General features: G+C 69.4%; 19 protein-coding genes. 6 read left to right on the forward strand and 13 right to left on the reverse strand.

Features of this window, described 5'->3' with window-relative positions; genetic code table 11:
• Positions 1-3: 3 nt before the first annotated feature.
• Positions 4-390 carry a hypothetical protein gene (locus QN245_RS07060; protein ID WP_317844927.1) on the forward strand — a complete coding sequence of 129 codons (387 nt, stop codon included), beginning with the start codon at positions 4-6 and terminating at the stop codon, positions 388-390.
• A gap of 335 nt (positions 391-725) precedes the next feature.
• On the opposite strand, the gene QN245_RS07065 is transcribed toward QN245_RS07060, so the two are convergent.
• Entirely contained in the window at positions 726-1,667 is a 942-nt protein-coding gene (locus QN245_RS07065; protein ID WP_317844928.1) for a LysR substrate-binding domain-containing protein, read from the reverse strand.
• Between the two features lie 216 nt (positions 1,668-1,883).
• On the opposite strand from QN245_RS07065, the gene QN245_RS07070 reads away from it, so the two are divergent.
• Positions 1,884-2,807: a DMT family transporter gene (locus QN245_RS07070; RefSeq protein WP_425612919.1), complete on the forward strand. Its 924-nt coding sequence runs from the start codon at positions 1,884-1,886 to the stop codon at positions 2,805-2,807.
• A gap of 100 nt (positions 2,808-2,907) precedes the next feature.
• Positions 2,908-3,420: a DinB family protein gene (locus QN245_RS07075; RefSeq protein WP_317844929.1), complete on the forward strand. Its 513-nt coding sequence runs from the start codon at positions 2,908-2,910 to the stop codon at positions 3,418-3,420.
• Between the two features lie 24 nt (positions 3,421-3,444).
• Here the strand turns inward: QN245_RS07075 and QN245_RS07080 are convergent, their stop codons facing one another.
• The gene (locus QN245_RS07080; RefSeq protein ID WP_184446812.1) at positions 3,445-4,365 is read right to left on the reverse strand and encodes a peptidylprolyl isomerase; all 921 of its coding nucleotides are present in this window, start codon (positions 4,363-4,365) and stop codon (positions 3,445-3,447) included.
• 101 nt (positions 4,366-4,466) lie between these two features.
• Entirely contained in the window at positions 4,467-6,245 is a 1,779-nt protein-coding gene (locus QN245_RS07085; protein WP_317844930.1) for an XVIPCD domain-containing protein, read from the reverse strand.
• 170 nt (positions 6,246-6,415) lie between these two features.
• Here QN245_RS07085 and QN245_RS07090 point away from each other — a divergent pair, with 170 nt between their 5' ends.
• Together QN245_RS07090 and QN245_RS07095 are read left to right on the forward strand one after the other, a co-directional pair.
• Complete coding sequence (locus tag QN245_RS07090) at positions 6,416-6,781, forward strand: PadR family transcriptional regulator (RefSeq protein WP_048492168.1); 366 nt, start codon at positions 6,416-6,418, stop codon at positions 6,779-6,781.
• A complete protein-coding gene (locus QN245_RS07095) occupies positions 6,778-7,698 on the forward strand; it encodes a sensor domain-containing protein (RefSeq protein ID WP_317844931.1) in 921 nt (306 codons plus the stop codon). The genes QN245_RS07090 and QN245_RS07095 overlap by 4 nt, the downstream gene beginning before the upstream one ends.
• Positions 7,699-7,742: 44 nt before the next feature.
• Here the strand turns inward: QN245_RS07095 and QN245_RS07100 are convergent, their stop codons facing one another.
• Positions 7,743-9,053, reverse strand: a complete 1,311-nt coding sequence (locus QN245_RS07100; protein ID WP_184446808.1) for a polyhydroxyalkanoate depolymerase — start codon at positions 9,051-9,053, stop codon at positions 7,743-7,745.
• Between the two features lie 63 nt (positions 9,054-9,116).
• Positions 9,117-9,722: a class I SAM-dependent DNA methyltransferase gene (locus tag QN245_RS07105; protein ID WP_160969950.1), complete on the reverse strand. Its 606-nt coding sequence runs from the start codon at positions 9,720-9,722 to the stop codon at positions 9,117-9,119.
• Positions 9,723-9,803: 81 nt separating this feature from the next.
• Between QN245_RS07105 and QN245_RS07110 the strand changes: the two genes are divergently transcribed.
• Positions 9,804-10,259, forward strand: coding sequence for a HemJ family protein (locus QN245_RS07110; protein ID WP_317844932.1), 456 nt, complete (start codon positions 9,804-9,806; stop codon positions 10,257-10,259).
• 155 nt (positions 10,260-10,414) lie between these two features.
• Here QN245_RS07110 and QN245_RS07115 read toward each other — a convergent pair whose 3' ends face one another.
• The 8 genes from QN245_RS07115 to lpxD all read right to left on the reverse strand — a co-directional run bounded on the left by QN245_RS07115 (position 10,415) and on the right by lpxD (position 20,407).
• Positions 10,415-11,374 carry an acetyl-CoA carboxylase carboxyltransferase subunit alpha gene (locus QN245_RS07115; RefSeq protein WP_160969946.1) on the reverse strand — a complete coding sequence of 320 codons (960 nt, stop codon included), beginning with the start codon at positions 11,372-11,374 and terminating at the stop codon, positions 10,415-10,417.
• Positions 11,375-11,457: 83 nt separating this feature from the next.
• Positions 11,458-12,321, reverse strand: a complete 864-nt coding sequence (locus QN245_RS07120) for a hypothetical protein (protein ID WP_317844933.1) — start codon at positions 12,319-12,321, stop codon at positions 11,458-11,460.
• A gap of 56 nt (positions 12,322-12,377) precedes the next feature.
• The gene (gene dnaE, locus QN245_RS07125) at positions 12,378-15,968 is read right to left on the reverse strand and encodes a DNA polymerase III subunit alpha (protein ID WP_317844934.1); all 3,591 of its coding nucleotides are present in this window, start codon (positions 15,966-15,968) and stop codon (positions 12,378-12,380) included.
• A gap of 157 nt (positions 15,969-16,125) precedes the next feature.
• Positions 16,126-16,818, reverse strand: coding sequence for a ribonuclease HII (locus tag QN245_RS07130; protein ID WP_317844935.1), 693 nt, complete (start codon positions 16,816-16,818; stop codon positions 16,126-16,128).
• A complete protein-coding gene (gene lpxB / locus QN245_RS07135) occupies positions 16,815-18,125 on the reverse strand; it encodes a lipid-A-disaccharide synthase (RefSeq protein WP_317844936.1) in 1,311 nt (436 codons plus the stop codon). The genes QN245_RS07130 and lpxB overlap by 4 nt, the downstream gene beginning before the upstream one ends.
• The gene (lpxA, locus tag QN245_RS07140; RefSeq protein ID WP_160963990.1) at positions 18,122-18,913 is read right to left on the reverse strand and encodes an acyl-ACP--UDP-N-acetylglucosamine O-acyltransferase; all 792 of its coding nucleotides are present in this window, start codon (positions 18,911-18,913) and stop codon (positions 18,122-18,124) included. The genes lpxB and lpxA overlap by 4 nt, the downstream gene beginning before the upstream one ends.
• Before the next feature lie 19 nt (positions 18,914-18,932).
• Entirely contained in the window at positions 18,933-19,388 is a 456-nt protein-coding gene (fabZ, locus tag QN245_RS07145; RefSeq protein WP_160970832.1) for a 3-hydroxyacyl-ACP dehydratase FabZ, read from the reverse strand.
• Positions 19,385-20,407, reverse strand: a complete 1,023-nt coding sequence (gene lpxD, locus QN245_RS07150) for a UDP-3-O-(3-hydroxymyristoyl)glucosamine N-acyltransferase (RefSeq protein WP_317844937.1) — start codon at positions 20,405-20,407, stop codon at positions 19,385-19,387. The genes fabZ and lpxD overlap by 4 nt, the downstream gene beginning before the upstream one ends.
• Positions 20,408-20,715 lie beyond the last annotated feature (308 nt).

A 20,715-nucleotide genomic window follows, 5' to 3' on the forward strand; every position in this document is an offset into this window, starting at 1 on the left:
GTCATGCCCTCGATCCGCGTCCTTGCCTTGACTCTTGTCCTGTCCGTTGCGACCGCACCGGCTGCCGCGGCCGAGTCGGTGCGCTATCTGGAACTGAGCAACCGCGCCTACGACGCGCTGACGTCGCTGGCCGTCGCTGCACCAAGCAGTGAACAGTTCCGCGAGGTCGCGCTCCACGCGCCGTTGCGGGGCGGCGGCGACGCAGCGACCTTTCCGCTCGCCGGTCATGCCTGCCGCTACGATCTTCGCTTCACCTTTCGCAACGGACGTTCGATGCTGTATCGGGATGTGGACATTTGCGCGCACCGCGTGCGCATTCGGCCGTTGCCGCATTCGCAGTCGGGCGGGCGTGCGCTGCAGGTCGATGAGACGGCTGGAGCCTCACCTTGACCCGCTGTCCCGATCGAAGAGAGGCGACGGCGTGTCTTTCCTCATCGGGATCATGGCCCCCTTTTCGGGGAAGGTGCAGCGCAGGCGCGGACGAGGGGATGGGCGCAGCCTCGTCCATCCAGACTACGCGAGTCGCTTGTGCGTCGGACCCACCCCAACCCCTCCCTCGATGGGAGAGGGGCTTCCGCTCTCTGTGGGAGGGACTTAAGTCCCGACGCGACCCGCCGTGAGACGCAAGATCTCGGTCGCGCCACCATCTCATTGCACACGCACTGCGCACGCACGGCATCGGTCATGGTCGATGCCACCCCCGCGAATGCGTGCGGCCAGGGGCGCTAACCCGCTTTCGGCGGCAACCCCAGCAGTTCCGCCGGCAGCGCCGGCATCGGCGTGCGCTCGTCCAGCGCCTCGCGCTTGAGCCAGTCGACGAAGTGGCTGGCGGCCGGGCTGAGCAGGCGGTGGGTCGGATGCACGATGTAGTAGGAATAGCGCGCGGTCAGCGCCGGGCCGGGCAGGCGCACCAGCTCGTAGCGTTGCAGGTAGGGCTGGGCGATGTGCTTGCGCGCCAGCACCGCGCCCACGCCGTACACCGCCGCGCGCATCGCATCGGTGCTGTCGTTGAAGGTGTGCATCGGCGGCAGCGCCACGCCGCGCACGCCGGCGGCGCGGAACCAGTCGCGCCAGCCCTGCGGCGACATGTCGGTGAGCAGCGGCAACTGCGCGATCTGATCGGGCCGGCGCAGCGTCGCCAGTTGCGGCAGGGCCGGCGAGGCCACCGGGAACAGTTCGTCGTCCATCAGGTGGTGCGAGGTCAGTCCCGGCCAGTCGCCCTGGCCGTAGCGGATGCCGAGTTCCGGGCCGCCGTCTTCGAAGCGCGAGAACGCGGAGTCGGTCTGGATCTCCAGGCGTACGTGCGGGTAGGCCTGGCAGAACCGCGGCAGGCGCGGCAGCAGCCAGCAGTACGAGAGCGAGCGCAGTGTGGTGAGGCGCAGCGGCGCGGTGTCGGCCTGCGGATGCAGGTTGCCGGCGACCGCGGCGATGTCGGCCAGTGCCGCGCTGGCGGCATCGGCCAGTTGCCGGCCTTCGGCGGTCAGCTTGACCCCGCGCGCGTGGCGCTGGAACAGCGTGGCGCCGAGCAGGGCTTCCAGGCGCCGCACATGGTGGCTGACCGCACTGGCGGTGAGGTGCAGTTCCTCCGCGGCATGGGCGAAGTTCTGGTGGCGGGCCGCGGCGGCGAACACGCCAAGCGCGGGCAGCAGGGACGGGCGCAGTTGCATGAGCAGACACGCGGCAGATTTGTGGCTCGCGACGATACTACGCGCTTGTCGGCCCCGTGGCGCAGGATGATGCTGGCAGCCGAACGCGACATGCGCGGCGCGCAGCGGCGAGGCGGGGTCGGCGCGAAGGCGCCGCTCGGCACCCGCAGCCGGCCGCGGATGCGTGGCGCCGCACGATCGCTGCGGCGCGTTTCCGGTCGACCGCGAGCCTCCTCCATGCCTACTTCCGATACCTCCCTGCAGCCGGCCATCTCCGCCCCTGCTGCGTCCGCACCCGACGGCGCTGCGACGCGCGACTGGCGCACGCCGCTGGAACTGGGCTTCCTCGGCATCGTCTGGGGCTGCTCGTTCCTGTTCATGCGCGTGGCCGCGCCGCAGTTCGGCGCCTATGCGCTGGTGGAACTGCGCCTGGCGCTGGGCGCGGCGGTGCTGCTGCCGTTCCTGTGGCTGGCGCGGGCGCGCTTCCCGCTGCGGCGCTGGCCGACCCTGGCGGGGATCGGCTTGCTCAACTCCGCGCTGCCGTTCCTGCTGTTCGCCTGGGGCGCGCAACATGCGCCGGCGGCGATCGGCGCGATCTGCAACGCGATGACCGTGCTGTTCACCGCATTGATCGCGTTCCTGTTCTTCGGCGAGAAGATCGGCACGCGCCGCGCGTTGGCACTGTTGATCGGCTTCGCCGGCATCGTGGTGTTGGCCACCGGCAAGTCGGCCGGCATCAGCGTGGGGCCCGCCGCGCTGGCCGGCACCACCGCTTCGCTGCTGTACGGCATCGGTTACAGCCTGGTGAAGCGGCACATGAGCGATCTGCCGCCGGCCGCGGCCGCCGCGTCCACCCTGGGTTGCAGCGCCTTGCTGCTGGCGCCGCTGGCCTGGACGCATTGGCCGGCCGCCCCGGTGCCGGCCGTCGCCTGGGCCTGCGCCGGCGGTCTGGGCGTGCTGTGTACCGGGCTGGCGTTCCTGTTGTACTACCGGTTGATCCAGCGCATCGGCCCGGCGCGCGCGTCGACGGTGACCTATCTGGTGCCGGTGTTCGGCGCGCTGCTGGCCTGGGCGCTGCTCGGCGAACCGCTGACCTGGACCATGTTGCTGGCCGGCATGCTGATCCTGGGCAGCGTCGCCTTCAGTCAGCGCGCGCGGTAGCAGCGCCGCGGCAACGTGCGCGAAGGTGCCCGAGCTGGCGGCGCACCGGCGCGCCATAATCGCCGTGTGGCACACGCCTTTCGGCCTGGAGAACGACGCAATGACCGATTCCCTGCTTGCATCGCAGTTCGCCTTCAAGGCCTGGGCCAACGCCGAACTGCTGCAGGCGCTGGCGCAGATCGACGGCGATGCGTTTCCGGCGCAGCGGGAGCGCGCGATCCGGCTGTTGAACCACACCTACGTGGTGGACCGGATCTTCGCCGCGCACCTGCAGGGCGGCACGCATGCATTCACCGCGAGCAACACGCCGCAGACGCCGGAACTGGTGGCGCTGGGCGCGGCCGTGACCGAATCGGACCGATGGTATGCCGATTACGTCGCCCGGCTCGACGCGGCCGCCTTGCAGCAGACGCTCGCGTTCCGTTTCACCGATGGCGACGCCGGCAGCATGAGCCGGCAGGAAATGCTGTTCCACGTGCTCGCGCACGGCGCCTTCCACCGCGGCAACATCGCCATGCTGCTGACCGAGTGCGACGTGGAGCAGCCGCGCGAACTGTTCACCCGCTTCCTGCACGCGCAGCAGCCGCAACGGCGCGCTGCCGGCGGCGCCTGAGCGCGCAGCGTCGCGCGGAATACGCTACTGCGGCGGCGTGCGCACCGGCAGCGGCACGTTGCACAGGTCGATGTGCCCGGCCGGGCGCTTGTAGAACGCGTCGCGGCGGTTGCGCCGCGCTTCGGCGACTTCGCGGAAGGTGCGGGTGTCGGTGCGCAACACTTGCAGCGGGGTACGTTCGGCTTCCGGCACGTCGCTGGCCAGGCGGATCGCGCGGATCGGCGTGCGCTGCTCGGGTTTTTCGTAGAAGCCCATCGGGTCCGGCCCGCGCGGGATCACGCTGAGCAGTTCCATGCCCTTGACCACGCGGCCGACCACGGTGATGTTGCGGTCCAGTTGCCGTGGCGACTGTCCGGTGACCACGTACAGTTCGGCGCCGATGCTGCTGTCCTCATCGTTGTTGCGGCCGGCGCCGAGCGTGCCGTAGCAGTGCGCCAGCCAGGCGGTGCCGGCCTTGGGATCGCGCGCCACCGGGAAGCCGTCGACGAAGCCCACCTGCGGCGCCCAGCCATCGCGGTCGGGCAGGGGCTGGAACGCCAGGCCCGCGGCGGGGCGCTGGAATTCGGCCGGCAGATGCGTCTTGGCGCTGCCCAGCGACTTGGCCTTGCCCGGCTCCTCGCCGTCGGGGTCGCCGAACTGCACCACGAAATTGTCCTGCGAGCGGTAGATGCTCAGGCCGTCCCAGAAGTGCTCGTGGGCGAGGGTGCGGATGTTGCCGACGTGCTGCGGCGCGAACGCCGGCGCCAGCTCGATGATCACGCGGCCGGTCTCCAGTTCCAGGTAGAGCGTGTTCGCCGGATCCAGGGTGCGCCAGTCGCTGGGCTTGGAGGCGTCCAGGATCTGTTGCGGGCTGCGGTACGGCACGGCCGGCGGCGGCGCCCCTGCCGCCGCGGCGAAGGTGGACAGCGACAACGCGAGGGCGAGCAGGGAAGTGCGCAGCGGCATGAGGGCGGCCCGGTCGGTGAGCGCTCGATTCTCACCGAAGCGGCGGCCGCTGCCAATGCGCCGGCGGCATGGCGCGACCGCCGTGCCGCCGGCAGTGCCGCCTATGACAGCGCGCGCCGCTGCGGTTCCTGCGCCTCCTGCACCGGCGCCTGGCTTGGGGCCGGCGGCAGCGCGGCCAGTTGCCTGGCGCTTTCGGCGGCCGGGATGGTCGCGGCCTGCGCGGCGTCCACGTAGGCCACCCGCTTGTCGCCGGACATGGGATCGCCCTGCACCGCGAACACGCGTCCGTTGTCGTTGCGCAGGATGTGATCGACCTGGGTCAGGCCGTCGCGCCGTGCCGCCAGCAGCAGGCTGCCGGCGACGTTGGCATCGTAGGGGCTGAGCTTGCTCGCGATCGCCTGCTGCATCGCCTGCTGCTGCGGATCGGCGGCGGCACGTACCTCGGACGCAGCGCCGGTGCTCGGCGCGGAGCGCGCGGGCGCCGACGGTGATGGCTGGTCGGCGCGCTCGACCTGCGCGTCGATGCGCACCAGGTCGCCGCCCGGCGTGCCGCCGGCGCTGCTGGCCACGCGAAACAGGCGCTCGCTCAGGCCGTACTGGGAATTGCCCAGGTTTCGCGCCAGCCCGATCGCGAAGTCCTGCGGACTCTGTTTTTCATACTGGGCGGCCTCGTGCGCGGTCATCGGACTGGCCTGGGCGGCACGCTGGTACTGCTGGCGCAGCGCGTCCATCTGCTGTTCGGAGAAGCGCAGGGTGGCGTTCTGGCCGGCCGCGATCGGCGTATCGGCCGAGGCGGTGTCCTTGCCGGTCAGCGCGGCGTTGAGCAGCTGCGCCTGGTTGTGGTCGACCTTGTCGAAGGTGAACTGGTAGCTGCGCTCGTCCACGCGCTCCTTGCCCGCCGGATCGAACTGACGGGTCAGGGTCATCGGCACGTTGCCGGCGTACTGCGCCTTGCCGACCACGCTGGAACTGCCATCGGCATAGGTGGTGCGCACGTTCTCGCCGCTGTTGCGCTGGCCGCCCAGTTCGGCCTTGAACGGACCCAGGCCGAGCTGGGCGCGGGTCTCCGAACTCATGGTCAGGCTTTCGACCTTCTGCACGTCGCCGACGCCGGGCACGTCGGCGGCGAGTCGGCCGCTGGCCAGGAACGTGCGATAGGCGGCCTGCGCCTGCGGCTCGCGCAGGTCGAAGGTGGCGGTGCGCATGGTCGCCTGACCCAGCGCGTCCTGCCGGCCGAGCATGGCCTGGGCGATGTCGGTCTTCAGCCCCATCGCCTCCAGACGCTCCACCGCCTGGGTCGGGCCGACCGCGACGCGGACGCGGTCGGCGTCCAGGCGCTCCACCGCATAGCTCATGCCGGCCGCGTCGGTGCGTTCGCTGGACGTGGCGAAGCCGCGGAACGCGGCCTCCATCGAGGTCTTGGCGAATACCTGGCCATCGAGCCTGACGCGGCCGCCTTCCGGGATGGTCGTGGGATCGAAGGGATTCACCCGCGCAGCGGCGTCGGCCGTGGCCGCGCCGGGCAGCCTGACCTCGTAGCGGCCGCGCTCGCCGGTGGCCTGGGTCAGGCTGCCGTCGGCCGCCAGGCGCCCGGCTTTGAAGTCGCCCTGGATGCGATGGCCCTGGGTGAACTCCATCTCGACATTGAACGTGGTCTTGCCGTCTTCCTCCTTGCGGCCGGCGCCGACCTTGCCGGTATGCACCACCGCGTATTCCAGCGGGCCGTACTTGGCCTCTGCGGCCGTGCGGCTGTACTCGAGCGAACCCGAGCCGGCCGCCGGGTCGCGCTTGACCCCGCCGACCGAGAACTGGTTGCCGGATCCGGCGAAGCTGGCGTCGGTGGCCTGCCCGGGCTGTGGGGTGGCGGGCGTCGAACTCATGCGTGACCTCCTGGATGGCATGCGAGAAAGAAGTCTTCCGAGTGTAGTCAGCGCGGTGTTGTCGAATCGTTTGTCGCACCGGTGGCGGGCAGGCGAGGCAGGCATGACCAACGGCACAGGGACTATGTCGAACTCGGTACTAGTATCTATCTCAACCTAGCGAGGGCGCCATGGTCGAGCCGGATGCACAACTGAAGAAGTTCCAGAAGGAGCTGAGCGCCGGCACGGTGTCGCTGGCCCTGCTGGCGGTGCTGGCCGCGGCCGAGGCGCCGCTGTACGGCTACCTGATCGCCAAGCGCCTGGAACAGGTGGGCGAGGGCGTGCTCAGCGGCAAGCAGAGCGCGCTGTACCCGGTGCTGCGCAACCTGGAGGCGGCTGGCCTGCTGTCCAGCCATGTCGAGCCGTCGGTGGCCGGGCCGCCGCGGCGTTACTACCACATCACCGCGGCGGGCCTGACCACGCTGCGGCAATGGGCCGCGGCGTGGCGCGCCACCCGCGATTCCGTCGATTCCGTGCTGAAGGGGATTTCAGAATGAGCAGCGCACACACCGCACCGCGGCCCTTGCCGACCACCATTCCCGACTACCTGGCGCAACTGCGCGCGGCGCTGGCCGGCGCCGACCCGGCGCTGGTCCAGGACGCGCTGTACGACGCGGAGGAATACCTGCGTTCGGAGCTGGCCGAGCAGCCGGGCAAGAGCGAGGCCGAGGTCATCGCCGGCGTGGCCGGCAGCTACGGTGCGCCGGATGAGGTGGCCGAGATCTACCGTGAGACGGAGGTGACGGTGAACCGCGCGCTGAAGCCGCCGGCGCCGCCGAAGCGCAAGTCGTTGCTCGGCCGCTTCTTTGGCGTGGCCGCCGACACGCGCGCCTACGGCGCGCTCTTCTACATGCTGCTGTCGCTGGTCACCGGCATCTTCTACTTCACCTGGGTGGTGACCGGGGCCAGCGTGTCGCTGGGCATGCTGGTGCTGATCATCGGCGTGCCGTTGCTGGTGCTGTTCTTCGGCTCGGTGCGCGTGCTGTCGCTGGTGGAAGGGCGCATCGTGGAAGTGCTGCTGGGCGAACGCATGCCGCGGCGGCCGCTGTACAGCGAGCGCGCACAACCCTGGCTGCGGCGCATCGGGCAGATGTTCACCGATGCGCGCACCTGGACCACGATGCTGTACTTCCTGCTGATGCTGCCGCTGGGCACCTTCTACTTCAGCGTGTTCATCACCCTGCTGAGTATTGGGCTGGCGCTCGCGGCGGCGCCGCTGGGGTTCTTCCTGCCGCAGCAGTTCAATGCGATGTTCGTCGACGGGAACGTCATCGAAAGCGCGCCGTGGCTGCTGCCGGTGTGGAGCGCGCTGGGCATCGTGCTGCTGTTCGCTACGCTGCACCTGGCGCGCGCGGTCGGCAAGCTGCATGGCCTGCTGGCAAAGCACCTGCTGGTGCACAGCGCGGGGCAATGACGAGGTGCCGCGGCCGGCGACTGCCGGCCGCGGACGTTACCGGCTCAGCCGGCCTTGCGGCTGCCGCGGCGCTTGAGCGGGGTGACGTTGCCGGTCGCCGGCGCGCGGCTGGCAGCGGCGTTGGCGGCGATGAAGCTGCGCACTTGCGGATACACGATGTCGCGCCAGCGGCGGCCGCTGAAGATGCCGTAATGACCGGCGCCTTGCACTTCCAGGTGCTGGCGGCGCGCGGCGGGAATGCCGGTGCACAGGTCCTGCGCGGCCGCGGTCTGGCCCAGTCCGGAGATGTCGTCCAGCTCGCCTTCGATGCTGAGCAGCGCGGTGTCGCGGATCGCGGCCGGATCGACGCGTTCGCCGTCGATCACCCATTCGCCGCGCGGCAGCAGGAACTCCTGGAACACCACGCGGATGGTGTCCAGGTAGTAGGTGGCCGGCATGTCCAGCACCGCGTTGTACTCGTCGTAGAAGCGGCGGTGCGCCTCGGCGTCCTGCAGGTCGCCCTTGACCAGGTTGGCGTAGAAATCCCAGTGCGACATGAAGTGCCGGCTCGGGTTCATCGCCAGGAAGCCGATGTGCTGCAGGAAGCCCGGATAGACCTCGCGGCCGTGGCCCGGGTATGACGGCGGCACGGTGTGGATGACGTTGTGCTCGAACCAGGACAGCGGATTGCGCGTGGCCAGGTTGTTGACCTCGGTGGGGCTGCGCCGCGCGTCGATCGGGCCGCCCATCATCACCAGCGAACGCGGCGTGGTCTCGCCGCGCCCGGCCATCAGCGACACCGCGGCCAGCACCGGCACGGTCGGCTGGCACACGCTCATCACGTGCAGCGACTCGGCGCCGATGTGGCGGATGAAGTCCTGCACGTAGCGCACGTAGTCGTCCAGCCCGAAGTCGCCTTCGGCCTGCGGCACCATGCGCGCGTCGATCCAGTCGGTGACGTAGACCTTGTGATCGCGCAGCAAGGTGCGCACGGTGTCGCGCAGCAGCGTGGCGTGGTGGCCGGACAGCGGCGCCACCACCAGCACGGCCGGCTGCTTCTTGAGACCGTCCACGACCTTGGCGTCGTCGCTGAAACGCTTGAAGCGCAGCAGGCGGCAGAACGGCTTGCGCAGCACTTCCTGTTCGACGATCGGCAGCGCGTGGCCGTCGACCTCGACATGGTCCAGCGCCCAGGCCGGCTTCTCGTAGTCCTTGCCGAGGCGGTGCATCAGCTCGTTGCTGGCGGCTAGGCGCTCGGCGCCTGGCAGCGTCGACCACAGGCTGTTGGGATCGGAGAAGATCTTGGCGTTGGCTTCGGCCTGGTGCACCCAGGGGGCGAGCAGGTTACGGGTCAGTTCGTGCCACTGGTAGAGCATGCCGGCGTTTCCATCCTGAGCGTATGCTGCCGTGCAGCATAGCGCATCCGCGCTGTTTGCACCTTAATGGGGCACCAGACCAATCGTCTCCAGCGCCGCCGCATCCCCCGCCAACGCTGGCGCCAGCCAGCAATGACTGCCCACCGGGCGCAGCCCGAGCGCACCGAACTGGCGCCGGTACCAACGCGCCGCGCGCGGCTGGAAGCCGGCGTGGTCGCCGTCGAAGTCGTCTTCGGCGGCGAAGGTCTCCAGGAACGCCACGCCGCCGCACAACTCCACCAGGCCGGGCAGGCCCTGACGCAACTCGCGGCTGGGCACGTAATGCAGCACGTCCGAGCACACCAGCAGGTCCACCGGCGCACACGGCCGCAGCCAGGCGAAATCGCCGAAGCGCGCCGGGTGCAGGTTGCGGTGGCGGCCATAGCGGGCGACCGCGTAGTCGCTGCTGTCGAAGCCGAGATAGCGCAGCTTCGGCCGCAACTTCAGCAGCGGCGCGCGCCAGGCGCCTTCGCCGCAGCCGATGTCGAGCACGCTGCGGATCGGCCGTTCCAGGTAGTACTCGGCCTGGGCCACGGCGAGGGCGACCTTGCGCGTCAGGCGCGCGGCATCGCCGATGCCGTCGCGGCGATACCAGCGCTGGAAGTAGTCGGCGTCGTACTGTTTGCTCATGAGCGCGTGTGATCCGTGCGGGCGCCGGACGAATCGGCGAAAATGGCCGCACATCCTACGCCAGCGACCCGGAGCCAGCGCATGCAACTCTATTTGTGGATCAAGTCCCTGCATCTGCTGTTCGTGATCGCATGGATGGCGGCGGTGTTCTACCTGCCGCGGATCCTGGTCAACGTCGCCGAGAGCGCGGGCCAGCCGCAGGTGCAGGAACGCCTGGCGCTGATGGGGCGGCGCCTGTACCGCTTCGGCCACAGCATGTTCGGCCTGGCGCTGCTGCTGGGGCTGACCCTGTGGCTGGGCTACAAGGTGCTGCCGGACTTCCCGACCATGGTCGCGCCCGGCCACAGCGGCTGGCTGCACGCCAAGCTCGGCCTGGTGGCGCTGATGCTGGCCTACTACATCTTCACCGGCCGCTGGCTCAAGCGCGTGGGCCAGGCACAGCCGCTGCCGTCCTCGCGCGCGCTGCGCCTGTTCAACGAACTGCCGGTGCTGGCGCTGCTGGTGGTGATCTGGCTGGTGTTGGCCAAGCCGTTTTGAGCGGGGATTGGGGATTCGGGATTGGGGATTCGTAACAGCGAGTTCCCCGGCGCCGACGTGTTATGGGGTGCCGCGATCAACACTGGAGCGGAAGGCCCCGCTTTTGCGAATCCCGAATCCCGATTCCCCAATCCCGAGGCGCCGCGCGCGGCGCCTCACGCCGTCTCGTAGGCGCCGTAGCCGCGCAGGCGCTCGTAGCGCTTCTGCAGCAGTTGCTCGATCGGCAGCTGTTCCAGCGCGTCCAGTTCGTTGAGCAGGACCGCCTTCAGGCGCTTGGCCATCTGCGTCGGGTTGCGGTGGGCACCGCCGATCGGTTCGCGGATCACCTTGTCGACCAGGCCCAGCGCGGACAGGCGCTTGGCGGTCAGGCCGAGTTGTTCGGCGGCGTCCTTGGCCTTGGACGCGTCCTTCCACAGGATCGAGGCGCAGCCTTCCGGCGAGATCACCGAGTAGGTGCCGTACTCCAGCATCAGGGTGCGGTCGCCCACGCCGATCGCCAGCGCGCCGCCGGAGCCGCCTTCGCCGATCACGGTGCAGATCACCGGCACCTTCAGTTCGGCCATCTCCAGCAGGTTGCGTGCGATCGCCTCGCTCTGGCCGCGCTCCTCGGCGCCGATGCCGGGGTAGGCGCCGGGGGTGTCGATGAAGGTCAGCAGCGGCAGCTTGAAGCGTTCGGCCAGCTTCATCAGGCGCAGCGCCTTGCGGTAGCCCTCCGGACGCGGCATGCCGAAATTGCGTGCGATCTTGCTCTTGGTGTCGCGGCCCTTCTGGTGGCCGATGATCACCACCGCGCGGCCGTCGATGCGGCCGAGGCCGCCGACGATGGCCTTGTCGTCGGCGAAGGCGCGGTCGCCGGCCAGCTCCTGGAATTCGTCGCAGAACACGTTGATGTAGTCCAGCGTGTACGGGCGCTGCGGATGCCGCGCCAGCTGCGAGATCTGCCACGAGGACAGGTCGCGGAAGATCTGCGCGGTACGCACCCGCAGCTTGTCCTCCAGCGCGCCCACCTCGGCGTCGACGTTGACCGCCGGGCCGGTGCTGGCGTTGCGCAGTTCCTGGATCTTGGCTTCCAGATCGGCGATGGGTTGCTCGAAGTCGAGGTAGTTCGGGTTCATTGGACGCCGTGGTGAACGTGAATGTGGTGGAGTTTAGCCGAATGCCGCGTGGCGACCCGTACGCGGCCGTCCGGTGACTCGGCTCAGGGGCCGGTCACCAGCGCGGGGCTGGTCATGATCTGGCTGACGCCCTCGACGAAGGCGTTGACGCGTTTGTTGTCGTCCACCGACAGGCCGCTGAACAGGCGCGCGGTGGCATGGGTGAAGTCGATCTGCGTGGACACGTAGGTCTTGCGCAGGCGCTGTTGCTCGGCAGGATCGGTCGCATGCAGGTAGGCATTGACCAGCGCGCGCAGCGGCCCGGCGTGCGCCTCCATCACTGGCGGCAAGGCCGGCAGGCGTTCGGCCGCGGGCGTGACCCGGCGCTGCGGCGGCTGCCAATCGCGCGGCTGATGCGCCGCGACATAGCCAGGGGCATCGTGGCTGCTCTCGACGTAGGCGACGAAGTCGTCGGGCGCGAAAATCTTGCGCATGCGCCGGCCGCCGCTGCTGTCGACTGCGCCGACGGCGTTCTCGGGGAATGGGGTATGCACGTCGAAGTCCCAGTCCTTGACGATGAACAAGTCGTGGACTTGCCCGTAGCGGCCTTTCAGTGCCACGCCCCGCACCTCGACCACCGCATCGCCCTGGAACTCGCGCGGCTTGGCGGTACTGGTCCAGTAGACCTCGTCGACCCAGTAGTAATCCGACAGGGTGGGATTGACCAGGGCGCCGTCGTGATCGGCGTACACGATGAAGGGCACGCGTCCGAGTTGCGCGGTCTGCAGGGTGTGCGCGCCCGGCGCCAGTTCCAGGGCCAGTTCGGCATGTGCGGGGATGCTGTGCGGCTGTCCATCGACCTGGATCGGCAAGGCCTGCCCGGTCGGATTGTCGAAGCGGAAGGTTTGCGGACCCTTGCCGCAGGCAGTCAACAACAAAATGCAGCAGGACAGAAGCAAAAAGCGCACGCGGATATCCAGAACGTAGGGAAAAAAGAGACGGTAGATTCGGCTTGCAGCGCGGGTCAGTTCGCCCACGGCGGGCTGTATTTGACCTTTACCGCGCGCACCGCCGGGTCGCCGCGCAAGGCGTCCAGCAGCTGCGGATCCACGCGCACCGAATGGCTGCCGTTGAGGTCGAGCATGCCGGCGATGCCGCCCTGCGCCGACTGCAGCAGCAGGTCCAGGCGCAGCGGGGTCTTGCCCGGGCGGTGGCGGGCGAGCAGGCCGTCGATGCGCGGCCAGGCGCTGCGCTGGCGCAGGTCCAGGCGCAGCGACAGGCGCTGCGCGTGGTGCGTGCAGATCTGTTCGTAGTCCCAGCACTGGCGGATGCGCATCGCGTAGCCGCCGTTGAATTCGTCCTCGCGCACGCCGCCCTTGACGATGAGGATGCGGTCGCGGGTCAGCAGGTGGCCGAACTCGGCGATGGCGTCGGAGAACGCGCTGCATTCGATGCGGCCGCGGCCGTCTTCCAGTTGCACGAACACCTGGCTGTCGCCCTTGCGGCGCACGCCGACCACCTGGCCGGCGAGGATCGCGCTGACCTCCGGGCGCCACGCGCGCTTCTCGCCATCGCCGCCGCCACTGCGGCCGCCGCCGGACTGTGCGCAGATCTTCTCCAGCGCGCTCAGGTCGCAGCCGACCAGTTCGCGCATTTCGTCGCGGTACGGGTCGAACGGATGGCCGCTGAGGTAGAAGCCCAACGTCTCGCGCTCGCCGGCCAGCAACTGGCCCAGCGGCCATTCCTTGCTCTCCGGCAGGTCCAGGCGCAGCGCCGGGGCGCTGGTGTCGGCACCGCCGAACAGCGAGTTCTGCCCGGAGGCACGCTCGCGCGCCATCTGCTCGGTGGCCTTCATCACCTCCGGCAACTGCAGCATCAGCGTGGCGCGGTTGCTGCCCAGCCCGTCCATCGCGCCGGCGTTGATCATCGCTTCCAGCGTGCGCTTGTTGAGCTTGGCCGATTCGACGCGGGTGCAGAAATCCAGCAGCGAGGCGTATTCGCCGCCGCGCTCGCGCTCGGCCACGATCGCCTCGCAGGCGCCACGACCCACGCCCTTGATCGCGCCCAGGCCGTACTGGATGGTGTCCGGGGTGGCCGCCTCGAACATGTAGGCCGAGGCGTTGATGCGCGGCGGCAGCACGGTCAGGCCGAGGTTGCGCACCTCGTCGAGGAAGCCGACCACCTTGTCGGTGTTGTCCATGTCCGAGGACAGCGTGGCCGCCATGAACTCGGCCGGGTAATGGCGTTTCAGCCACGCGGTCTGGTAGCTGACCAGCGCGTAGGCGGCGGCGTGCGACTTGTTGAAGCCGTAGCCGGCGAACTTCTCCATCAGGTCGAAGATTTCGTCGGCCTTGGCCTCGCCGACGCCGCCCTTGGCCGCGCCCTCGCGGAAGATCTCGCGGTGCTTGGCCATTTCCGCCGGCACCTTCTTGCCCATCGCGCGGCGCAGCAGGTCGGCGCCGCCCAGCGAGTAGCCGCCGACGATCTGCGCCATCTGCATCACCTGCTCCTGGTACACCATGATGCCGTAGGTGTCCTGCAGGATCGCTTCGGTGCGCGGATCGGGATAGACGATCTCCTGCTGCCCGTGCTTGCGCGCGTTGAAGTCGGGGATCAGGTCCATCGGGCCGGGGCGGTACAGCGACACCAGCGCGATCAGGTCCTCGAAGCGGTCGGGGCGGGCGTCCTTCAGCAGCCGGCGCATGCCCGAGGATTCGAACTGGAACACCGCGCCGGTGTTGCCCGAGGCGAAGATGCCCTTGTAGGTGGGCGCATCGTCGAGCGGGATCGCAGCGATCTCCACCGGCGGGATGCCGGCGCGCGCGTGGCGCACGTTGATCGCCTTCACCGCCCAATCGATGATGGTCAGGGTGCGCAGGCCGAGGAAGTCGAACTTGACCAGGCCGACCTGTTCGACGTCGTCCTTGTCGAACTGGGTGACCGGGTTCTTGCCGAAGTTGTCGACGTCGTGTTCGGCGAACAGCGGGCAGAAGTCCGACAGCGGCGTCGGCGCGATCACCACGCCGCCGGCGTGCTTGCCGGCGTTGCGGGTCAGGTCCTCGAGCTGCCGCGCCAGGTCCATCAGGTCGCGGACGTCGTCCTCGGCCTGGTAGCGCTGGATCAGCTCCGGCGAGGCCATCTCGCTGTCCTTGCCTTCGCCCATCGCATCCTTCAGCGTGATGCCGAGGATGTTGGGGATCAGCTTGGCGACGCCGTCGACCAGGCCGTACGGGAAGCCGAGCACGCGGCCGCAGTCGCGCACCACCGCCTTGGCCGCCATGGTGCCGTAGGTGATGATCTGGCTGACCCGGTCGCGGCCGTACTTGCGCGCCACGTAGTCGATCACCTCGTCGCGGCGATCCATGCAGAAGTCGATGTCGAAGTCGGGCATCGACACGCGTTCCGGGTTGAGGAAGCGCTCGAACAGCAGGTTGTACGGCAGCGGGTCCAGGTCGGTGATCTGCAGCGCCCACGCCACCAGCGAGCCGGCACCGGAACCGCGGCCCGGGCCGATCGGAATGCCCTGGTTCTTGCCCCACTGGATGAAGTCGGCCACGATCAGGAAGTAGCCGGGGAAGCCCATCTTGATGATGGTGTCCAGCTCGAACTCGAGCCGGTCCACGTAGTCCTGGCGGGTCTTGCCGGGCGCCAGCGGATTCTTTTCCAGGCGCGCGGCCAGGCCGTCGCGCGACTGGCTGCGGATCCAGCTGTCCAGCGTCTCGTCGTCGGGCACCGGGTAGGCGGGCAGGAAGTAGGTGCCCAGCTGCATCTCGATGTTGCAGCGTTGCGCCAGCGCCAGCGTGTTGTCGATCGCGTCGGGGATATCGGCGAACAGCGCGGCCATCTCCTCGGCCGATTTCAGGTACTGCTGATCGCTGTAGTCGCGCGGGCGCTTGGGATCGTCGAGCACGCGGCCGGAGGAGATGCACACGCGCGCCTCGTGCGCGGCGAAGTCGCTGGCGTACAGGAAGCGCACGTCGTTGCTGGCGACCACCGGCAGGCCGCGGATGCCGGCCGCGTGCAGGGCGAACTGGTTGAACGCCTCCTCGCCGTCGCGGCCGGTGCGGGTCAGTTCCAGGTGCAGGCCGTCGCCGAAGTTGCGCTGCCAGTCGGCCAGTTGCTGCTCGGCCAGGTCGTGGCGGCCTTCGCTGGCCAGGCGCCCAGCCAGGCTCTCGCGGCCGACCAGGGCGAACAGGTTGTCGCTGCCGGTCTGCAGCCATTCCGGGCGCAGCGCCACGCCGCCTTCGTTGCGGTGGCCTTCCAGCCAGGCGCGGGTCAGCAGCCGCGACAGGCTGAGGTAGCCGTCGCGGTTGCGGCACAGCACGGTCAGCCGCCACGGCGCCTGGGTGCCGTCGGCGATCAGCAGGTCGGCGCCGGCGATCGGCTTGATGCCCACGCCCTCGGCGGCCTTGTAGAACTTGACCAGCGCGAACAGGTTGTTGAGGTCGGTGACCGCCAGCGCGGGCAGGTCCAGCTCCACCGCGCGGCTGAGCAGGTTGGCCTGCTTGGCTTTCTTCGGGTCAGCCTGATCCGGTTTCTCGGGCACACGGATGGTCGAATCCGCCAGCGAGAACTCGGTGTGGATGTGCAGATGGGCGAAGCGGGAAGTGGACATGCGGAACCAGAGCGATGCCCGGGCAGGGTAGCGGCGGGGGCCGAGCCGGGCAAGGCTTGACAGGTGGAGGCGGGGATTCGGGAGTGGGGATTGGGGATTCGTTGCGGTCTCACTGATGCCTGAGCCGCACGCGATGCTGACGGTGCCGTGCGCGCGTCTACGCGAGCTGCAGCGACTCCAACGAATCCCCAATCTCCACTCCCGAATCCCGGCCCTCCAGGGCCAACCGAACGGGCGCGAAGCTGCGCCGGTGGTGGACGCAGGGGCCGTGCGCGGCCAGCGCGGCCAGGTGCGCCGGGGTGGCGTAGCCCTTGTGCAGGTCGAAGCCGTAGTGCGGGTGTTCGTCGTGCAGGCGCTGCATGATCCGGTCGCGGGTGACCTTGGCGACGATCGAGGCGGCCATGATCGCGCGGTCCAGGCCGTCGCCGCCGACCAGCGCCTCGGCGGCGCAGGGCAGACCCTTGGGCACCCGGTTGCCGTCGATGCGGGCGAAGCCGGCCACGTGCGCCACGCCCTCGACCGCGCGGCGCATGCCCAGCATGGTCGCCTGGTAGATGTTCAGGCGGTCGATCTCCTCGGCCTCGATCAGCACCACCTGCCAGGCCAGCGCACGCTCGACGATGCGCGCATAGAGCGTCTCCCGCCGCGCCGCGGTCAACTGTTTGGAATCGTCCAGCCCGTTGATGCGGGTGCGCGCCGGATCGAACACCACCGCCGCTACCGCCACCGGCCCCGCGAGAGGTCCGCGGCCGGCTTCGTCGACGCCGGCGTAAAGCCGGGATTGGGGATTCGGGAGTGGGGATTCGCAGAGCAGTTCCTGCTGCGGCGATGGGGAGTCTGGGCGCTTCATGCCTTTGCTTCTCTCGAATCCCGAATCCCCACTCCCGACTCCCGGCTCTCAAGCAACTCGAGCACCGCATCGGCCGCCCGCGCCGAGGCGTCCTGGCGCAGCAGCAGGTGCAGGCGTTCGTATTCGGGCTGCAGCGCCGCCACCGCTTGTGGATTGCGCAGCCAGTGCAGCAGCGCGGTGGCCAGCGCGTCGGGGGTGCAGGCGTCCTGCATCAGCTCCGGCGCCAGGTCATGGCCGGCGAGGATATTGGGCAGGGCGTAGCGGTCTACCTTCAGCAATCCCAGCGCCTTGACGATGCGGTAGGTGAGCGGGGCGACCTTGTAGCCGACCACCATCGGCCGCTTCACCAGCATCGCTTCCAGGGTCGCGGTGCCGGAGGCCAGCAGTACCGCGTCGGCGGCCAGCAGCGCGGCGCGCGCCTGGCCGTCCAGCACCTGGGTGGCGGCCGGCGGCAAGGCCGAGCGCGCGAGTTGCTCGGCGATCAGCGCCTTGCATGCGGCATTGGCGGCCGGCACCAGCACGCGCGCGTTCGGAAGCTGCTGCAGCACCCGCGCGGCGGCGGCGAAGAAGGTGTCGCCGAGCTTGCCGATCTCGCCCAGGCGGCTGCCCGGCAGCACCGCCAGCACCGGCGCGTCGGCGGGCACGCCGAGGGACGCGCGCGCCGCGCCACGGTCTTCGTGCAGCGCGATCGCGTCGGCCATGGGGTGGCCGACGAAGCGCGCGTCCACGCCGTGCCTGGCGTAGATCGGCGGCTCCATCGGGAACAGGCACAGCACCCGGTCGGCGCTGGCGCCGATCTTGGCCGCGCGCTGCTCGCGCCAGGCCCACACCGACGGACTGACGTAATGCACGGTGCGCAGCCCGCGCTGCTTCAGCCAGCGCTCCACGCCGAGATTGAAATCGGGGGCGTCGATGCCGACGAACACGTCCGGGCGCCAGGCCAGCAGCCGCTCGCGCAGCGCGCGGCGCAGCTTCAGCAGGCGCGGCAGGTGCCGCAGCACTTCCAGCAGGCCCATCACCGCCAGCTCGCTGGCGTCGAACCAGGTCTGGCAACCGGCCTGGCGCATCGCCTCGCCCCCGACCCCGGCGAACTCGGCGTCGGGGTAGCGCGCGCGCAGCGCCTCGATCAGCCCCGCGCCCAGCAGGTCGCCGGAGGCTTCGCCGGCGACCAGGGCGATGCGCAGCGGTGCTGTGCGGGGATTGGGGATTGGGGAGTGGGGATTCGCAAAAGCGGAAGCGGCGCTATCGGCGCCGGCAATGCTGCCGTTGCCAATCCCGAATCCCGAATCCCGAATCCCGGCATTCATCGCAACAACGGCCGCTCGCTGGATTCGATGAATTCCAGCATCGCGCGCACGTCCTCGCTGCCTTCGGCCAGCACCGCCAGCTGGTGCTTGGCCTCGGCCAGCGGCAGGCCGGCCACGTACAGCGCGCGGTAGGCGCGCTTGATCGCGGCCACGCGCTCGGGATCGAAGCCGCGGCGCTTCAGGCCTTCGCTGTTGATGCCGCGCGGGCGCCCCAGCGAATTGCCGCCGACCATGGTGAACGGGGGCACGTCGCCGTTGATCAGCGCGCCCATGCCGAGGAAGGCGTGATCGCCGATCCGGCAGAACTGATGCGCGCCGGCGAAGCCGCTGATGATCACGTGGTCGCCCACTTCCACGTGCCCGGCCAGGGTGGTGTTGTTGGAGAACACGCAGTGGTTGCCGACGATGCAGTCGTGGGCGACGTGGGTGTAGGCCAGGAACCAGTTGTCGCTGCCGACGCGGGTGATGCCGCCGCCGCTGCCGGTGCCGCGGCTGATGGTGACGAACTCGCGGATCACGTTGCGGTCGCCGATCACCAGTTCGGTGCGTTCGCCGGCGAACTTCTTGTCCTGCGGGTCGCCGCCGAGCGCGACGTGGCCGACCAGGCGGTTGTCGCGGCCGAGCCGGGTCGGGCCGACGATGCTGCAATGCGAGCCGATCTCGCAACCTTCGCCGATCTCCACCTCGGCGCCGATCACGGTGAAGGCGCCGACGCGCACGTCGGCCGCCAGCGTCGCCGCAGGGTCGATGACGGCGGACGGGTGGATCAGTGGGGCGTTGGCGCTCATCGCAGATCTCCTGCCAGGGTCATTCGCGGGTGCCGGCGCACAGCACTTCGGCGCAGGCCACGACCTTGCCGTCGACCTTGGCTTCGCCGTAGTACACCGCCATGTTGCGGATCACCCGCTTGATCTCCACGTGCAGCTCCAGCACGTCGCCGGGCACCACCTGGGCGCTGAAGCGGGCGTTGTCGACCTTGACCATGTAGAACAGCTTGGACTGCGCGTCGCGGCCCATCGCCAGTTGGGTCAGGATGCCGCCGGCCTGCGCCAGCGCCTCGATGATCAGCACGCCCGGCATGATCGGCTGGCCCGGGAAATGGCCCTGGAAGTACGGCTCGTTGATGCTCACATTCTTGTGCGCGACGATCCGGCGGTTCTCGAAATCCAGCGAGACCACCTTGTCCACCAGCAGGAACGGGTAGCGGTGCGGAAGCAGTGCGCGGATCTGGGCGATGTCCGGCAGGGGCTGATCGTGGCTCATTCCTTCTCCTTGCTGACAGACAGGATGCGACGGGCCAGGGCATCGAGCTGCTTGAAGCGCGCGGCGTTCTTGCGCCACGTGCGGTTGTCGGTCAATGGGGTGCCGGACGAGTACTCGCCCGGCTCGTGGATGGAGTTGCGCACGACCGACTTGCCGGTGACCACGACCTTGTCGCAGATCTCCAGGTGGCCGACCACGCCGACCGCGCCGCCGAGCATCACGTAGCGGCCGATCTTGGCGCTGCCGGCGATGCCGGTGCAGCCGGCGATGGCGCTGTGCGCGCCGATGTGCACGTTGTGCGCGACCTGCACCAGGTTGTCCAGGCGCACGTCTTCTTCGAGGGTGGTGTCTTCCAGCGCGCCGCGGTCCACGCAGGTGTTGGCGCCGATCTCGCAATCGTCGCCGATGCTGACCCCGCCCAGCTGCGGCACCTTGATCCAGCGGCCGGCGTCCATCGCCAGGCCAAAGCCGTCGGCGCCGAGCACCGCGCCGGGATGCACGCGCACGCGCTGGCCCAGGCGCACCCGGGTGACCAGGGTGACGCGGGCGATCAGTTCGCTGCCGGCGCCGACCTGGCAGTCCTCGCCGATCACGCAGCCGGGGCCGATCACGCAGCCATCGCCGACCACGCTGCGCGCGCCGATGCTGACGAAGGCGCCGATGTGCGCGGTGGGCGCCACCTGTGCGCTGGGATCGATGCTGGCGCTGGGATGGACGCCCGGTGGACGCGCCGGCGCCACATCGAACAGCGCGGCGATCTTGGCGAAGGCGACATACGGATCGCGCGCGATCAGCGCCGTGCCCGGCGCGGCCTCGGCGTCGTCGGCACGCAGCACCACGATCGCCGCGGTGCTGTCGGCCAGTTGTGCGCGATAGCGGGGATTGGCCAGGAAGCTGAGCTGTCCCGGGCCGGCCTGCGCCAGCGTGGCCACGGCATGCACCGCAACGCTGCCGTCGCCATGCACCTGCAGGCCGAAACGCTCGGCGATCTCGTCAGCGGTATAGGTCGAAGTATTCACCGGGGGATTCTACCGTGTGCCATCGACACGGTCATACGTACGGCCGCGTAGGGCGCGTGACCCGCTCGCGCAACACCGTCTCGAACAGCCTCGATCAATCTACAGGTGAGGATCAGCCTGCTGGAGCAAAGCCCCCTTTGGTAAAGGGGGCGCGCCGAAGGCATGGGGGTTCGGAGAGTAATGAGCCGGGGCCCGCGATTCGCAACGCGAATCGTGGGGCGTCAGCGCGAATGCGGTGACGCGCTCGGGGCGCGCCGAAGGCGCGGGGATTAGGCAGGCCACGCCCCAGCAGGTTTTCGCACCGCGAA

The sequence above is a fragment of the Xanthomonas rydalmerensis genome (assembly GCF_033170385.1).
Lineage (GTDB): Bacteria > Pseudomonadota > Gammaproteobacteria > Xanthomonadales > Xanthomonadaceae > Xanthomonas_A > Xanthomonas_A rydalmerensis.

Coding starts and splice junctions, on each gene's coding strand:
- QN245_RS07115 (WP_160969946.1), bottom strand. CDS start 11,374: ATGAACCCGAACTACCTCGACTTCGAGCAACCCATCGCCGATCTGGAA.
- QN245_RS07085 (WP_317844930.1), bottom strand. CDS start 6,245: ATGAGTTCGACGCCCGCCACCCCACAGCCCGGGCAGGCCACCGACGCC.
- lpxA (WP_160963990.1), bottom strand. CDS start 18,913: ATGAGCGCCAACGCCCCACTGATCCACCCGTCCGCCGTCATCGACCCT.
- QN245_RS07110 (WP_317844932.1), top strand. CDS start 9,804: ATGCAACTCTATTTGTGGATCAAGTCCCTGCATCTGCTGTTCGTGATC.
- QN245_RS07075 (WP_317844929.1), top strand. CDS start 2,908: ATGACCGATTCCCTGCTTGCATCGCAGTTCGCCTTCAAGGCCTGGGCC.
- QN245_RS07070 (WP_425612919.1), top strand. CDS start 1,884: ATGCCTACTTCCGATACCTCCCTGCAGCCGGCCATCTCCGCCCCTGCT.
- lpxB (WP_317844936.1), bottom strand. CDS start 18,125: ATGAATGCCGGGATTCGGGATTCGGGATTCGGGATTGGCAACGGCAGC.
- QN245_RS07105 (WP_160969950.1), bottom strand. CDS start 9,722: ATGAGCAAACAGTACGACGCCGACTACTTCCAGCGCTGGTATCGCCGC.
- fabZ (WP_160970832.1), bottom strand. CDS start 19,388: ATGAGCCACGATCAGCCCCTGCCGGACATCGCCCAGATCCGCGCACTG.
- QN245_RS07100 (WP_184446808.1), bottom strand. CDS start 9,053: ATGCTCTACCAGTGGCACGAACTGACCCGTAACCTGCTCGCCCCCTGG.
- QN245_RS07090 (WP_048492168.1), top strand. CDS start 6,416: ATGGTCGAGCCGGATGCACAACTGAAGAAGTTCCAGAAGGAGCTGAGC.
- QN245_RS07080 (WP_184446812.1), bottom strand. CDS start 4,365: ATGCCGCTGCGCACTTCCCTGCTCGCCCTCGCGTTGTCGCTGTCCACC.
- QN245_RS07065 (WP_317844928.1), bottom strand. CDS start 1,667: ATGCAACTGCGCCCGTCCCTGCTGCCCGCGCTTGGCGTGTTCGCCGCC.
- QN245_RS07095 (WP_317844931.1), top strand. CDS start 6,778: ATGAGCAGCGCACACACCGCACCGCGGCCCTTGCCGACCACCATTCCC.
- QN245_RS07130 (WP_317844935.1), bottom strand. CDS start 16,818: ATGAAGCGCCCAGACTCCCCATCGCCGCAGCAGGAACTGCTCTGCGAA.
- QN245_RS07060 (WP_317844927.1), top strand. CDS start 4: ATGCCCTCGATCCGCGTCCTTGCCTTGACTCTTGTCCTGTCCGTTGCG.
- dnaE (WP_317844934.1), bottom strand. CDS start 15,968: ATGTCCACTTCCCGCTTCGCCCATCTGCACATCCACACCGAGTTCTCG.